At 71.9% G+C, this 14,314-nt stretch carries 14 protein-coding genes; 7 read left to right on the top strand and 7 right to left on the bottom strand.

Annotation, left to right across the window (positions count from 1 at the left end; genetic code table 11):
- Positions 1-65: 65 nt before the first annotated feature.
- On the top strand, positions 66-1,673 hold the full coding sequence (locus tag ACIBI4_RS33290; RefSeq protein WP_399207942.1) for a glycoside hydrolase family 13 protein: 1,608 nt from the start codon (positions 66-68) through the stop codon (positions 1,671-1,673).
- Positions 1,674-1,767: 94 nt separating this feature from the next.
- On the opposite strand, the gene ACIBI4_RS33285 is transcribed toward ACIBI4_RS33290, so the two are convergent.
- The 5 genes from ACIBI4_RS33285 to zapE all read right to left on the bottom strand — a co-directional run bounded on the left by ACIBI4_RS33285 (position 1,768) and on the right by zapE (position 6,815).
- On the bottom strand, positions 1,768-2,613 hold the full coding sequence (locus ACIBI4_RS33285; RefSeq protein WP_399207941.1) for a polysaccharide deacetylase family protein: 846 nt from the start codon (positions 2,611-2,613) through the stop codon (positions 1,768-1,770).
- A gap of 71 nt (positions 2,614-2,684) precedes the next feature.
- Complete coding sequence (locus ACIBI4_RS33280; RefSeq protein WP_399207940.1) at positions 2,685-2,999, bottom strand: nuclear transport factor 2 family protein; 315 nt, start codon at positions 2,997-2,999, stop codon at positions 2,685-2,687.
- A gap of 67 nt (positions 3,000-3,066) precedes the next feature.
- Entirely contained in the window at positions 3,067-4,044 is a 978-nt protein-coding gene (locus ACIBI4_RS33275) for a PPK2 family polyphosphate kinase (RefSeq protein WP_399207939.1), read from the bottom strand.
- Between the two features lie 98 nt (positions 4,045-4,142).
- Entirely contained in the window at positions 4,143-5,519 is a 1,377-nt protein-coding gene (locus ACIBI4_RS33270; RefSeq protein ID WP_399207938.1) for an alkaline phosphatase PhoX, read from the bottom strand.
- A gap of 198 nt (positions 5,520-5,717) precedes the next feature.
- Positions 5,718-6,815, bottom strand: coding sequence for a cell division protein ZapE (gene zapE, locus ACIBI4_RS33265; RefSeq protein ID WP_399207937.1), 1,098 nt, complete (start codon positions 6,813-6,815; stop codon positions 5,718-5,720).
- 127 nt (positions 6,816-6,942) lie between these two features.
- Here zapE and ACIBI4_RS33260 point away from each other — a divergent pair, with 127 nt between their 5' ends.
- The 4 genes from ACIBI4_RS33260 (at position 6,943) to msrB (ending at position 10,405) form a co-directional block, all read left to right on the top strand.
- Positions 6,943-7,788: a pyrimidine reductase family protein gene (locus ACIBI4_RS33260; RefSeq protein ID WP_399207936.1), complete on the top strand. Its 846-nt coding sequence runs from the start codon at positions 6,943-6,945 to the stop codon at positions 7,786-7,788.
- Positions 7,789-7,972: 184 nt separating this feature from the next.
- Positions 7,973-8,422, top strand: a complete 450-nt coding sequence (locus ACIBI4_RS33255) for an indole-3-glycerol phosphate synthase (RefSeq protein WP_399207965.1) — start codon at positions 7,973-7,975, stop codon at positions 8,420-8,422.
- A gap of 116 nt (positions 8,423-8,538) precedes the next feature.
- Entirely contained in the window at positions 8,539-9,939 is a 1,401-nt protein-coding gene (gene murC / locus ACIBI4_RS33250) for a UDP-N-acetylmuramate--L-alanine ligase (protein ID WP_399207935.1), read from the top strand.
- A gap of 61 nt (positions 9,940-10,000) precedes the next feature.
- Complete coding sequence (gene msrB, locus ACIBI4_RS33245) at positions 10,001-10,405, top strand: peptide-methionine (R)-S-oxide reductase MsrB (protein WP_399207934.1); 405 nt, start codon at positions 10,001-10,003, stop codon at positions 10,403-10,405.
- Positions 10,406-10,429: 24 nt separating this feature from the next.
- Here msrB and ACIBI4_RS33240 read toward each other — a convergent pair whose 3' ends face one another.
- Positions 10,430-11,134, bottom strand: coding sequence for a hypothetical protein (locus tag ACIBI4_RS33240; RefSeq protein ID WP_399207932.1), 705 nt, complete (start codon positions 11,132-11,134; stop codon positions 10,430-10,432).
- Positions 11,135-11,259: 125 nt separating this feature from the next.
- Here ACIBI4_RS33240 and ACIBI4_RS33235 point away from each other — a divergent pair, with 125 nt between their 5' ends.
- Complete coding sequence (locus tag ACIBI4_RS33235; RefSeq protein WP_399207931.1) at positions 11,260-12,339, top strand: ArsR/SmtB family transcription factor; 1,080 nt, start codon at positions 11,260-11,262, stop codon at positions 12,337-12,339.
- A 33-nt stretch (positions 12,340-12,372) separates the two neighbouring features.
- Here ACIBI4_RS33235 and ACIBI4_RS33230 read toward each other — a convergent pair whose 3' ends face one another.
- The gene (locus tag ACIBI4_RS33230) at positions 12,373-13,476 is read right to left on the bottom strand and encodes a GlxA family transcriptional regulator (RefSeq protein WP_399207930.1); all 1,104 of its coding nucleotides are present in this window, start codon (positions 13,474-13,476) and stop codon (positions 12,373-12,375) included.
- A 171-nt stretch (positions 13,477-13,647) separates the two neighbouring features.
- On the opposite strand from ACIBI4_RS33230, the gene ACIBI4_RS33225 reads away from it, so the two are divergent.
- Positions 13,648-14,286 (top strand): HD domain-containing protein, encoded by a 639-nt coding sequence (locus ACIBI4_RS33225; protein WP_399207929.1) that lies wholly within the window; start codon positions 13,648-13,650, stop codon positions 14,284-14,286.
- Positions 14,287-14,314: the final 28 nt, after the last annotated feature.

Genomic DNA, 14,314 nt, shown 5'->3' with positions numbered 1-14,314 from the left:
GTCGTCCATCCAATGCCCCCGCCACGACCGGCGGCGGGGTCCCCACCTGCCCGAAAGGACCCCCCGTGGCAGCTGTCCAGACGTCCGAACGCACCGTCGCATGGTGGCGTGACGCCGTGATCTACCAGGTCTACCCCCGCAGTTTCGCGGACGGCGACGGCGACGGCACCGGGGACCTCGCGGGGGTCCGGGCGAACCTGCCCTACCTCGCCCGGCTCGGCGTGGACGCCGTCTGGTTCACCCCCTGGTACCTCTCGCCGCTCGTCGACGGCGGCTACGACGTGGCCGACTACCGCACCATCGACCCGGCCTTCGGCACCCTCGACGAGGCCGAGAAACTGATCTCGGAGGCCGCCGCATCCGGCATCCGCACGATCGTCGACATCGTCCCCAACCACATCTCCGACCAGCACGCCTGGTTCCAGGCGGCCCTCGCCGCGGGCCCCGGCAGCCCCGAACGCGAGCTGTTCCACTTCCGCCCCGGACGCGGCGAGCACGGCGAACTGCCCCCGAACAACTGGCCCTCCCAGTTCGCCGGCGACACCTGGACCCGCGTCCCCGACGGCGAGTGGTACCTGCATCTCTTCGCCCCCGAGCAGCCCGACCTCAACTGGTCCCACCCCACGGTCCGCCGCGAGCACGAGGACGTACTGCGCTTCTGGTTCGAGCGCGGCGTCGCCGGCGTCCGCATCGACTCCGCGGCCCTGCTCACCAAACACCCCGGCCTGCCCGACTTCACCGAGGGCGTGGACCCGCACCCGTACATCGACCAGGACGAGATCCACGACATCTACCGCTCCTGGCGCGCGATAGCCGACGAGTACGGCGGCATCTTCGTCGGCGAGGTCTGGCTGCCCGACTCCGAGCGCTTCGCCCGCTACCTGCGCCCCGACGAACTGCACACGGCCTTCAACTTCAACTTCCTCGCCTGCCCCTGGGACGCCGGCCGGCTGCGCCGCACCATCGACGACACCCTCGCCGAGCACGCCCCCGTCAAGGCCCCCGCCACCTGGGTGCTCTGCAACCACGACGTGACCCGCACGGTCACCCGCTACGGCCGCACCGACACCGCCTTCGACTTCGACACGAAGACCTTCGGCACCCCCACCGACCTGGACCTCGGCACCCGCCGCGCCCGCGCCGCGGCCCTCCTCACCCTCGCGCTCCCCGGCTCCGTCTACCTCTACCAGGGAGAGGAACTGGGCCTGCCCGAGGCCGACATCCCCCTCGACCGCATCCAGGACCCCATGCACTTCCGCTCCGGCGGCACCGACCCGGGCCGCGACGGCTGCCGCGTCCCACTGCCATGGGCGGCCGGCGCACCGCACAGCGGATTCGGCGGCGGTACGGAGCCGTGGCTGCCGCAACCCGCCGACTGGCCGCACTATGCCGTCGACCGCCAGGACGCCGACCCCCATTCGATGCTCGCCCTGTACCGCGAGGCACTGCGGCTGCGGCACACGACGCCCGGCTTCGGCGACGGCCCGATGACCTGGCTGCCCTCCGACGACGGCGTCCTCGCCTTCGCCCGTACGGACGGCCTGGTGTGCGTGGTGAACCTCTCCGGCCGGCCGGTCGAACTTCCCGCGCACGACGCGCAGTTGCTCGGGAGTGGACCGCTCGGCGCCGACGGTCTGCTGCCGGACGACACGGCGGTGTGGCTGCGCCGATGACCGCGGTGCGGCCGTGCGGCTGACCGCCGTGCGGCCGCGTCACCGACCGCGCCACGCGCCCCGGCCCGGAGGGGTCCCCAGCCGTAGCTCGGCGTCAGCGGGCTGCGCCCGTGGCGGCCCCCATCAACTCCGAGACCCGCACGAACCGGTATCCACGCTTGCGCAGCTCCGGCACGATCGTGTGCAGCGCCTTCTCCGTCGCGGGCGCGGCGCTGCGCGTGCAGTGCATGACGACGACCGATCCGGGCCGGACCCCACTGAGCACGTCCTGCGCCACGGCATCCGCATCCGTGGCGAACGCGTCCCCGCTCACCACGTCCCACTGCACCGCCGTCACCCCGCTGGACGCGAGCGACTTCAGCGCCGTCCTGTCGTAGCAGCCGCCGGGAAAACGGAAGTACGGCACGGCATCGCGCACCCCGGCCTTCTTGAACGCGGCGAAGGCCTTCTCGACATCGGCGCGCATGTCCTTCGGCGCGACGGTCGGCAGGCCGTAGCAGTCCTTCGTGAAGGCGTAATGGCTGTACGAGTGGTTGGCGACCTCGAAGAGCGGGTCGGCGTCGATCGCCTTGGCCTGCGCGGGGTACTCCTCGGCCCACCGCCCCGTCATGAACACGGTGGCAGGCACCTCGAACGTCCTGAGGGTGCGGATCAGCCCGGGATTGTCGAACCTCTCGCCGCGCGCGGCCCGCGGCCCCTGATCGGCCGTCATATCGGCATCGAAGGTCAGCGCGACGACCTTCTCCTGGCGCTTCCCGTTCTTGAACACGGGCGCAAGCCCCTGCGGCCCGGGCGCGAGCGTCGGCGGCCGCGAGGCCTTCGCCGAGGGCGTGGGGCCGGGCTTGACGGGCGGGGGCGCCGGGGAGCCGCAGCCTCCGAGGGCGGCGGCGAGCAGACAGCAGGCAAGGGCTGAGCGGACGCGGGTGCTGAGGACGGTCATGCGCGGACGCTAGCCCGATAAATCAGACAAACCGCTCATTTCCCTCGGTGTCCGCCCTCGACCTCCCCCGCTCAGGCCTGTCCGGTCTCGAACCGTGACACCTTGCCGTCGGCCACCGTGAACCGCCAGGCCGTACGCATCGCACCCCAGCGGTCGTTCGTATAGGTGGCGATCAGGGAGGTCCCGCCGTCCGCGACCGATTCGACGTCCATACGGCCATTGCTGCCGAAGGCCTCGCTCCCGATCCAGGCGCGCAGATCGCGCTCGGTCCCGTCGTCGCTCATGCTCGCGTCCTCGGTGAGCAGCGCGAAGAACGCGTCGCTGTCGCCGGCATTGAGCGCGTCGACGAGCTGCGCCACGGTCGGGTCCAGCCGGTTGTCCGCCATCATCACTCCAGGTGCTGGTGCTGGTGCTGGTGCTGGTGCAGGTCCGGGCGCGGCGCGGTCGGCGCGGTCAGCCCTGCCAGCCTGCCGAGAGCAGCCGCTCCCGGCTCTCCGCCACGTCGAAGTCCGCCTTCGGGTACTGCGGGTCCAGGGACTCCAGATGTTCGAGGAGGAGCTTGCTGATCGCCCAGTTCCGGTACCACTTGCGGTCCGCGGGGATCACGAACCAGGGGGCCGCCTCGGTGGAGCAGCGTTCGAGTGCGATCTCGTACGCCTCCTGGTACGCGGGCCAGAACGCGCGCTCCTCGATGTCGCCCGGGTTGAACTTCCAGTGCTTGTCCGGGCGGTCGAGGCGTTCGAGCAGACGGTCGCGCTGCTCGTCCTTGCCGAGGTGCAGGAAGCACTTGATGACGGTGACGCCGTCGTGCGTAAGGGACTTCTCGAAGCGGTTGATCTGGCCGTAGCGGCGGCCGAGCTGGCTGCGCGGGACCAGATCGCGGACGCGGGCGATCAGCACGTCCTCGTAATGCGACCGGTCGAAGATCCCGATCTCGCCGCGCTCGGGCAGCGCCTTCATGATCCGCCACAGGAACGGGTGGTTCTGCTCCTCGGCCGTGGGCGCCTTGAAAGCCTTGATACGGCAGCCGGACGGGTTGAACAGGCCGATCACATGCTTGACCGTGCCGCCCTTGCCACTGGTGTCCATGCCCTGCAGGACGAGCAGCATCCGCCGCCGGTCACCCGCGGTGCTCGCCGCGTACAGCCGCTCCTGGAGGTCGGCGAGACGTTCACCCATCCGGGCCATGTCGGCCAGCGCCGCGGCCTTGTCCACCGGGCCGCCGGGGGTGGCGCGCGTGTCGTACGAGGAGAGGTCGAGGCGCTCGCCCTCGGGGACGCGGAGGACGTCGGCGAGCGGGGGAGCAGCCTTCTTCGCACCCTTGGGCTTGTCCGACGCCTTCCCGGGAGCCTTCCCGGACGCCTTCCCCGCCTTCTTGCCGGGCTTCTCCGCCTTGGACGCCTTCGGTGCCTTGCTCCTGGTCTTCGCCACAGCCCATCCCTTGACTCGGCCCCCTCGCCCCGATCCTGCGACGGATCGGCGGTGCCCGCGACCGCGCGCGGGCACCGCCGGGAGAGCTCAGCCGTCCGTCACCTGTGCCAGGGCCCCGTCACCGCGAAGGTCGTGCCGGGGTTGTAGCAGTTGACGTACATCGTGTCGAAGTCCGGCGAGAAGGTGACGCCCGCGAACTCGCCCCACTCCGGCTCCTCGGGCGTCCCGATGTTCTGCCGGTTGCCGGCCATCGAGTACACCTCGCCGCGCCGGGTCAGCCCGTACACGTGCTGGGCGCCCTCGCCGTCCTCGCACACCATCAGACCGCCGCTCGGCGCCAGACAGATGTTGTCCGGCTCCTCGCCGGGCAGCTGGACGTCGGTGTCCGGACCGAAGACGATCACCAGCGTGAGCTTGCGCGCGGACGGCTCGTACTTCCAGATCTGGCCGTAGTGGTCACCGGCCGACCCCTCGCGGCTGCGGGCGTAACTGGAGACGAAGTAGACCGAGTTGCCGCCCCAGTAGCAGCCCTCCAGCTTCTGGGCGTGCGTGATGCCCTTCGGCCCGAAGTCCTGCAGCCGGATGGGCGTCTCGGCCGCCAGCGGGTCCGGTACGTCGACCCACTCGATGCCCTTGAAGCACGTGCCCGTCTCCTGGACGGCGGACAGGTCCGGCACGCCCGGTACGCGCATCGCCTGGAGCCGCCCGCCCGCGCGCAGCGAACCGCGCCCGCCCTCGGGCTTGTTGGGCAGGAAGCGGTAGAAGAGCCCGAAGGGCCGCTCGAAAGCGTCCTCCGTCTCGTAGACGACACCGCGCCTCGGGTCGATCGCGATCGCCTCGTGCTGGTAGCGGCCCATCGCGGTGAGCGGAACCGCTCCCGTACGGTGCGGGTCCACCGGGTCGACCTCGAAGATGAACCCGTGGTCCTTGGTGTAGCCGTTGGTGCCGGCCTTGTCCTCGTTCTCCTCGCAGGTGAGCCAGGTGCCCCAAGGGGTGGGCCCGCCCGCGCAGTTGACCGCGGTGCCGGCGATGGCGACCCGCTCGTCGAGCACATTGTTGCGCCGGTCCAGCGAGAGCGCCGTACACCCGCCCTTCGCGGCCGGGTCGTACGTCAGGCCCTCGACCACCGGGACGCCGATCTTGCCGTTGTGCCGGTTCTCGTGGTTGCGCACCAGGTGCGTACCGCCGCGGCGGCCCGCGAAGGCGGCCATGCCGTCGAAGTTGGTCGGCACCTTGCCCTCGCCGGAGGGCAGTTGACCGCCCTCACGCGAGAGCACCTTGTACCGGAAGCCCTTGGGCAGATCGAGCAGGCCGTTCGGATCGGGTACGAGCGGGCCGTAGCCGCCTCTGCCGTGCGCGGCGGCGCTCCCTGTGAAGAGATCGGAGAGCGAACCGGCGAAGGCGATTCCGACGCCCAAGGCCCCACCACGGGTGAGGACTTGGCGACGGGATGCGGACATGTGTGTCTCGGTCATTCGGACAACTCCCTGTTGGCGGACAGGAACGTGACCCGCATGTGTGTAGCACGCAGTTCCCCGCGCGGGAACCACGCGCGTAGCGTTCGGAGTGGCGTGTCCACGCTTTGCGTGGGCCGGACAGTCCCCTCCCGCCCGGGGGCCGGAGCCCTTTCCAGGCTATCGGCGCCCACTGACAACGCCCACGCCCGAACCCGCTCAGACGCTGTCGACCAGCCGCTTTCCGTCCCGCGCCAACGCGGTCAGCCGGGATATCGCGCGGAAGTACTTCTTGCGGTAGCCGCCCTTGAGCATGTCCTCACCGAAGATCCGGTCGAAGGGCAGCCCGGACGCGACCACCGGCACCTCGCGGTCGTAGAGCCGGTCCGCGAGGACCACGAGGCGCAGCGCCGTCGACTGGTCGGGCACGGCCTCGACGCCGTTCAGACAGACGGCCGTCAGGTTGTCCGTGAGCGCCCCGTACCGGCTCGGGTGCACCTTCGCGAGGTGGTCGAGGAGGTGCGGGAAGTCGTCGAGGCTGGAGCCCTGGGTGGCGTACGCGGTCTTCGCGACCTGCTCGTCGCTGAACGGCTGCGGCGCCTCGGGCAGTCCGCGGTGGCGGTAGTCCTCGCCGTCGATCCGCAGCGCCTTGAAGTGCGCGGACAGGCCCTGGATCTCGCGCAGGAAGTCGGCCGAGGCGAAGCGGCCCTCGCCCAGCTTGCCCGGCAGCGTGTTCGACGTCGCCGCGAGTGCCACGCCCGCGTCGACAAGTTTGCCGAGCAGCGTCGAGACGAGCACGGTGTCGCCCGGGTCGTCGAGTTCGAACTCGTCGATGCACAGCAGCCGGTGGCCGCTCAGCGTCGCCACGGTCTGCTGGAAGCCGAGCGCGCCCACCAGGTTCGTCAGCTCGACGAACGTGCCGAAGGCCTTGAGCTGCGGCTCGGCCGGGGTCGCGTGCCACAGCGAGGCGAGCAGATGGGTCTTGCCGACGCCGTAGCCGCCGTCGAGGTACACCCCGCGCGGTCCGGCCGGCGCCTGCGGCTTCTTCTGGAACCAGCGCCGTTTGCCCGCCCCGGTCGCGTGGGCCCCGCCGAGCGTGCCCGCGAAAGTGCTCAGGACCTCGACCGCCTGCGCCTGAGAGGGCTGCGACGCGTCCGGTACGTACGTCTCGAAGCGCGCCTTCCGGAACCGCGGCGGAGGCACCATCTCGGCCACGAGCCGCTCGGCCGGGACGTGCGGCTCACGCGCGCAGAGGGACTGGGGGGCCGGGTCGGCTATCGGCGCGCTGCCGGCGGCGGAGTCAGGGGAAGACGACACAGCTCTCCACCTTACGGCCTTGTCAGCGGGGGTCGGTCCGTGGAGGAGCCGTACGGGAGGCGCCCGGCCGGGCCCCGGCCGGTCCAGCGGCAGGCGGTGCCCAGGTGGGCCGTGGAAGACTGCGGACATGCGCAGCTTGTTCCCCGTGTTCCCTGTGACCGAAGAGACAGCCGGAGAAGCGGCCGGAGAGGCCGCCGGGGCGGTGGACCCGGGCGCGACGGGCGTCGCGGCCGCCGCGGACGGCGGCGGCGAGGGGCGCGAGTGGAGCCTCGACGAGCTCGCCGACCGGTACGCGTACCCGCCCGGCGACACCCCGTGGCTGCGCGCCAACATGGTCTCGACCCTGGACGGCGCCGCCCAGCACGACGGCCGCTCCCAGCCCATCTCCTGCCCCGCCGACATGCGGATCTTCGGCACCCTGCGCGGGCTCGCGGACGCCGTGCTCGTCGGTGCGGAAACGGTACGCCTGGAGGGTTACCGCCCGGCCCGCGCCCGCGAGGCCTTCGCCGCGCGGCGGGCTGCAGCGGGCCAGGGCCCGGCGCCCGCCATCGCCGTGGTGAGCGGCAGCCTCGACCTGGACTTCACGCTCCCCCTGTTCACCGAGCCCCTTGTGCCGACGCTGATCGTCACGGGCCCGGGCGCTCCCGCCTCGCGCGTGCGGGAGGCCGAGAAGGCCGGGGCCCGGATCGTCGTCGCGGGCGAGGGCCGCCGGGTCGATCCGGCCGCGGCGGTACGGGGCCTGGCGGAGCTCGGGCTCACCCGGCTGCTCACCGAGGGCGGGCCGCGGCTGCTCGGGCAGATCGTCGCGGCCGGCGTACTCGACGAGATGTGCGTGACGATTTCGCCCATGCTTGCGGCGGGTGACGCTCAGCGGATCGCCTCAGGTCCGTCCGTGCCGGTTCCGCAGCGGCTCAGGCTCGCATCGCTGCTGGAAGAGGACGGGTTCCTGTTCTGCCGCTACCGTCGAACCTGACAATCGGCGGAATCTGTCGTTCCGTTTCGTCTGCGCTGGGCACACTTAGACACGCAGACCCCGTGCGAACACGGGGAAGGATGGTTTCCGCAGGGGCCGCGAGGCCCTGAGGTCTTGAGGTTCCGCAGGGGCCCACGAGGGGCTCCGGAGGGAAAGGGCGCCGGACGTGTTCACGAGCGTATTGATGATCGAGAAGGCCTTGTCGGCCATCGACGTGGAGTTCGTCACGACGCTGCACGGAGACGACACCGTCTCCTTCGTCGTCCTCATGCAGCCCAGAGGCGACCAGGACCGGCTGCTGCGCGCGGTGGACGACGTGGCCCTGGGCGAGCTGGAGGAGGCGGTCCGCGAGGGCGACGAACCCGAGGGCAAGGAAGCCGTCGCCCCGGCCCAGCAGGCACTGGACCACTCACTGGCGGCGCTGCGCGAGGCCGGCTGCGAGGCGGTCGGGCATCTGGTCGAGGACCATCCCCTGGACGTGCTCTCCTCGATCGCCGAGGAGACCCGCGCGGACGAGGTGATCGTCCTGACGGCCCCGCACTACGTCGAGGAGTTCTTCCACCGCGACTGGGCCTCCCGGGCCCGCCACAAGGTGGGTGTCCCGGTCCTGAAGCTGTACGCGCACAGCGAGTAGCCACGAGCGGGCCGGTGCGAACCGGGGGCCCCGCCTGCGCATAGGCTGGGCCCCCGCCCACTCATTGCCGTGCAATGAGTCAGCCGTACTGATTCGCACACCTCGGGAGACCTCGTATGACCCCCGGCATCCCCCCAGCCCTGGACCGACCGCACTTCATCGGCATCGGCGGCGCCGGAATGTCGGGCATCGCGAAGATCCTCGCCCAGCGCGGCGCGCAGGTGGCCGGCAGCGACTCCAAGGCCTCCGCGACCACCGACGCCCTGCGCGCCCTCGGCGCCACGGTGCATCTGGGCCATGACGCCGCGCACCTCGCGCAGGACGCCAGCGCCATCGTGGTCTCCTCGGCGATCCGCGCCGACAACCCGGAGCTGACCGCCGCCGAGGAGCGCGGCATCCCGGTCGTCCACCGCTCGGACGCGCTCGCCGCCCTGATGGACCACCTCCGCCCGATCGCGGTGGCCGGCACCCACGGCAAGACGACCACGACCTCGATGCTCGCGGTCGCGCTCTCCAGCCTGGGCCTGAACCCCTCGTACGCGATCGGCGGCGACCTCGACGCCCCCGGCTCCAACGCCGACCACGGCAGCGGCGAGATCTTCGTCGCCGAGGCCGACGAATCGGACCGCAGCTTCCACAAGTACGCGCCCGAGGTCGCGATCGTCCTCAACGTGGAGCTCGACCACCACGCCAACTACGCCTCGATGGACGAGATCTACGACTCCTTCGAGACCTTCGCCGGGAAGATCGTCCCGGGCGGCACGCTCGTCATCGCCGCCGACCAGTCCGGCGCCGTCGAGCTCACCCGCCGGCTGCGCGACGTGTCCTCGCTCAACATCGTCACGTACGGCGAGTCCGAGGGCGCGGACGTCCGCATCCACAAGATCACCCCGCGCGGCCTGACCAGCGAGGTCACCGTCCTCATCGGCGGCAAGCTGCTCACCTTCACCGTCTCGGTCCCCGGCCGGCACTACGCGCACAACGCGGTGGCCGCGCTCGCCGCCGGCGTCGCGCTCGGCATCCCCGCGCACAACCTCGCGGGCGCGATCAAGTCGTACACCGGCGTCAAGCGCCGCCTCCAGCTCAAGGGCGAGGCGGCCGGCGTCCAGGTCATCGACTCGTACGCGCACCACCCGACCGAGATGACCGCCGACCTGGAGGCCATGCGCGCGGCCGCCGCCGACGCGCGCATCCTGGTCCTCTACCAACCGCACCTGTTCTCCCGTACGCAGGAGCTCGGCACGGAGATGGGCCAGGCCCTCGCCCTCGCCGACTCCTCCGTCGTCCTCGACATCTACCCGGCCCGCGAGGACCCGATCCCGGGCGTGACCAGCGACCTCATCATCGACGCCGCACGCGCCGCGGGCGCCGACGTGACCGCGGAGCACGACAAGGACAAGTCGGTCGCCGTGATCGCGGGAATGACCAAGCCGGGCGACCTGGTTCTCACCATGGGCGCGGGCGACGTCACGGACCTGGGCCCGCGCATCCTGGACCATCTGTCCGCCGCCGAGTAGATCCGCCGCGGAGAAGGTCCGCCGCCGAGTAGGTCCGCCGCCGAGTAGGGAGCCGAGGATCATGTCGTACGAGGTCGAAAAGCCGGACGAGCAGTGGCGCGAGGAACTCACCCCGGCCGAATACGCGGTGCTGCGCCAGGCGGGCACGGAGCCGGCCTTCGTCGGTGAGTACACGGACACGAAGACGGCCGGCGTCTACTCCTGCCGCGCGTGCGGCACGGACCTGTTCACGTCGACGGAGAAGTTCGAGTCGCACTGCGGCTGGCCGAGCTTCTTCGACCCGAAGTCCACGGACGCCGTGGAACTGATCGAGGACCGCTCCCACGGCATGGTCCGCACGGAGGTCCGCTGCGCGAAGTGCGGCTCGCATCTGGGGCACGTCTTCGAGGGCGAGGGCTATCCGACGCCCACCGACCAGCGGTACTGCATCAACTCGATCTCGCTGCGGCTGACTCCGGCGGAGTGAGGACGGTTTCGGCCGGGGCCGGGGTCAGACCCGCCACACCTCGGCCGTGGCGACGAACGCCGACGACGACGGCCGGTCCGGGGTTCCTCCCCGTGTGATCTCGCCGGGCAGGACCCGGCCGTCGACGCGTGCCCGGGCCTGTCCGCAGGGGCCGATCACCAGGCTCAGGCTGTGGTCCTCGCCGGCCAGCGGGAACGTGTCGGTGGCGAAGGCGCGCCGGTCGAGCACCTCGGCCATGTGCACGTCGATGCCGCCGCCCCGGGCCTGCAGCCCGGAGTCGAGGTCGAGCCGGACCTGGACCGCGGACCGGTGGAACCGGGGGGTGGACCAGGCCAGGCCGTCGAGTTCGGGGAAGTGGCGCACGAACTGATCGGCCAGCCAGAGCGTGAGGTGCGGGTCCTGTCCGACGGCCCGCACCCCGTCCGGCCGCCAGAGCACGAGGGCGTTCCCCGCGCCATGCGTGGACCACTCGACCCGCCAGACGGAGAGGTACGCCGTACACGCTCCTGACGCGTCGAAGAGCTGAAGGCCGGGGTTGGCGCCGACCAGAATCGGCTTGCGCCGCCCGGGATCGGCGGCCGGGGCGTCGGCGACGGCCGACGCCGGAGTGGCGGCGGTCAGGAGACCCATCGCGCCGAGTGCGGTGCTCATCCGCACGAGGCCGCGTCGGCTGACGACGGCGGAAGACGTGGTGTGGTCGGCGTTCGCAGGGGTTCGATCGTCACTCAAGGCGTGTCCTCGGTCGTGGTGACTCGGTCGCGGATCACCCTCCGGCGGCGGAGGCGGTGACGGCCATGCATTCGAGAGCCTTCGAATCCATCGGCCCGTCCGGACGGCGATGCGACACTCGCGGAATGGCGATGACGGTGCGGCTGGACGCACGGGCGTGGAGCAGGTCGCGGTTCGTCCCGTCCGTGGCCATGGAGGTGGTGGGCGTGCTGCGGCACCGCGACCGGCACCCGGCCCCTCACGCACGGGAGTGGTACGCCCGTGCGCGGCGGACCCTCCCGCCGGGTCAACTGGCGCTCCTCGAAGCCCTGGTGCCCACCGATCACAGCTACGCCCCGGACTTCCTGACGCCCGTGCCACGCCAGGGCGAGTCGACGGGGGAGGTGGCTGCCCGGATCGCGGCGACCCCGGGCGAGGAGGTCGACTACCAGCTCGATATCGCGCTCCGCGGCCGACGCGTGTGGCCCCACGTCCTCGCACTGCATCCGAGCGAGGCGGCCTACGAGCGGTGGCGGCGCCCGATGCCTCCCGCACTCGCCGCGGTGGCACACGAGGGCGGCGCCGCCGTGGCGACCGCCGCCGCGACGGCGATGGCCGGCCTGTTCGACTCCGTACTGGCACCGGACTGGCCACGGGTCCGCGCCATCGTGAACGCCGACATCGGCCACCGCGCCGACCGGATGGCCGCGCACGGCGCCGCGGCGGTGCTCGACGATCTCGGTGAACGGATGCGGTGGACCGGCACCGAACTCGTCCTGGAACGCGCCTACTCCGGCATCATCGACTGGGCCGACGAAGGAGTGCTCTTCGTACCCGCCACGACGCATGTCGGCCCGGTGCTGTTCGCCGCCGAACGCCCCCACCCGCCGATGCTCATCTACCGGGCGCGCGGCATCGGCGCCCTCGGGGAGCGCCCGGCGCCGGCGGCGGAACCGGCCCTGGCGGGACTCGTGGGCGTGACAAGGGCAGCGCTCCTGACCACACTCGACACGCCCGCGACCACAGCCGAGTTGAGCCGCAGAACCGGCTGGAGCAGCGCAACCGTCTCGTACCACCTCGGCATCCTGCTGCGGTCGGGCCTGGTCGACCGATCCCGCCGAGGCCGCACCGTCCACTACGCGCGCACCACCCTGGGAACGGCCCTCATCGCCTCCTCGCCCCCCGACCAGCCGCCCCGGCCCGCGGAAGCCGCGGCACGCGGATAGCGCTCGCCCGTCACGGCGTTCTTGCGGGGGTGCTCATACGTGTGCCTCCTTGCCGGTCTGCACGGCAGTACGGAAGCGGGCCCGGTAAGCGGAAGGTGTCACGCCAAGGTGGCGCAGGAACACGCGGCGGAGCGTCTCGTCGCTGCCCAGGCCGCTGAGCTGGGCGGCGGAGGTGACGGACTCGCCGGTGTCCAGGAGGTGTTGGGCGGCCTCCAGGCGGATCGCCTCCACGTGCGCGGCCGGGGTCCGGCCGATCCGGTCGGTGAACAGGCGGGTGAGGTGGCGGGCGCTGAGGCCCGCGCGGCGCGCGAGTGCGGGCAGGGAGTGGTCCGCGGCCGGGTTCGCCGCGATGGAGGCCAGGAGTGCGGCGAGGGCGTCGTGGCGCGGGGGCGGGGTGCGGGAGGCGACCGAGAACTGGGACTGGCCGCCCGGCCGCTGGAGGAAGACCACCAGGTCGCGTGCCACCTCGCGGGCGAGCTCGGGTCCCTCGTCGGCCTCGACGAGCGCGAGCGCCAGGTCGAGGCCCGCGCTGACGCCCGCGGAGGTGTACGTGCGGCCGTCGCGGACGAAGAGGGCGTCGCCGTCCACGGTGATGTCCGGGTGGCGGCGGGCCAGCGCCGTCGCGTACCGCCAGTGCGTCGCCGCGCGCCGCCCGCGAAGGAGGCCCGCCTCGGCCAGGGCGAAGGCGCCCGTGCAGATCGACGCCGTGCGCCAACTGGCCGTGTGCAGGGTGCGGATGGGGTCCAGGAGCTCGGGCGGGACACGGTCGGGCAGGCCGGGGGAGCCGGGGACGAGCAAGGTGTGCAGGCGGCCTTCGACGCTTCCCACCGCGTCGGTGAGCAGCTGGGTTCCGGCGGACGTCGTGACCGGGCCGCCCTGCGGGGACAGCAGCCGCACCGCGTACCGGGCACCGAGCGTGGCCGCCGTGCTGAACACCTCCAGCGGCGCGGTGACATCGAGCAGCCGCACCCCCTCGTACGCGAGCACGGCGACGGTGCGCGGGCGGCGGCCCGGGGCGGGGGCGTGCGATTCCCCGCTCGTAGGGGCGGATGGATGCCGCTCCCGGTCGGCGGCGAGGGAAGTCTGCCGCTCCTGGGCAGGGGCCACGGAAGTCCGCCGCCCCCTGCGCGTAGCCATGGATGTGTCCCGCTCCCGGTTCATAGCGCCAGGCTACCGCCATGCCATGTCCCGATGTGTGGGATGCATGGCTGGATGGACATGGCGGACGCCCGGCCGCCGGCGGCAGTCTGACGGCAGCGGAAGTCGCGGGGCCGAGCCGGTTCCGCCGCCTCATCGAAGGAGCACGACGTGCCAACCCGTATCGCCGATATCGCGATCCCCGACAGCGCCCTCGCCCGCGAGGCGACCGAACTCGTCCGCGACACCGCGGGCCCCCTCCTCTACGACCACTCGAGCCGCGTCTTCCTCTTCGGCGCGCTCCGCGGCCTCCACCGCGGGTTGACGTACGACAGCGAACTCCTCTATGTGGCCGCCCTGTTCCACGACCTCGGGCTGACCGGGAAGTACGCCGGCTCCGGGCAGCGCTTCGAGATCGACGGCGCCGACGCGGCGCGTGCTTTCCTGCTGCGGCATGGTCTGGCGGAGGAGCGGGCGCGGATCGCCTGGACGGCGGTGGCGCTGCACACGACGCCCGAGATCCCGTACCGGATGGAGCCGGAGGTCGCGCTGGTGACCGCGGGCGTCGAGCACGATGTCCTCGGGCTCGGGTTCGACGAGGTCAGCGACGAGCAGCGGGCCGCCGTCGTGGCCGCGCACCCGCGCCCGGACTTCAAGCGCCGGATCCTCGCGGCCTTCACCGAGGGCATCGCGCACCGGCCCGCCACCGCGTTCGGCAACGTCAAGGCCGATGTGCTCGCCCGCTTCTCACCCGGTTTCGTACGGACGGACTTCGTCTCCGTGATCGAGAACTCCCGCTGGCCCGAGTGAACCCACATCCCCAGGAGCAAGGAAGGGA

The organism is Streptomyces sp. NPDC050418 (genome assembly GCF_044458745.1).
Classification (GTDB): domain Bacteria; phylum Actinomycetota; class Actinomycetes; order Streptomycetales; family Streptomycetaceae; genus Streptomyces.
Note: the sequence above shows the minus strand (reverse complement) of the source record. Positions and strands in the feature narration are given on the sequence as shown.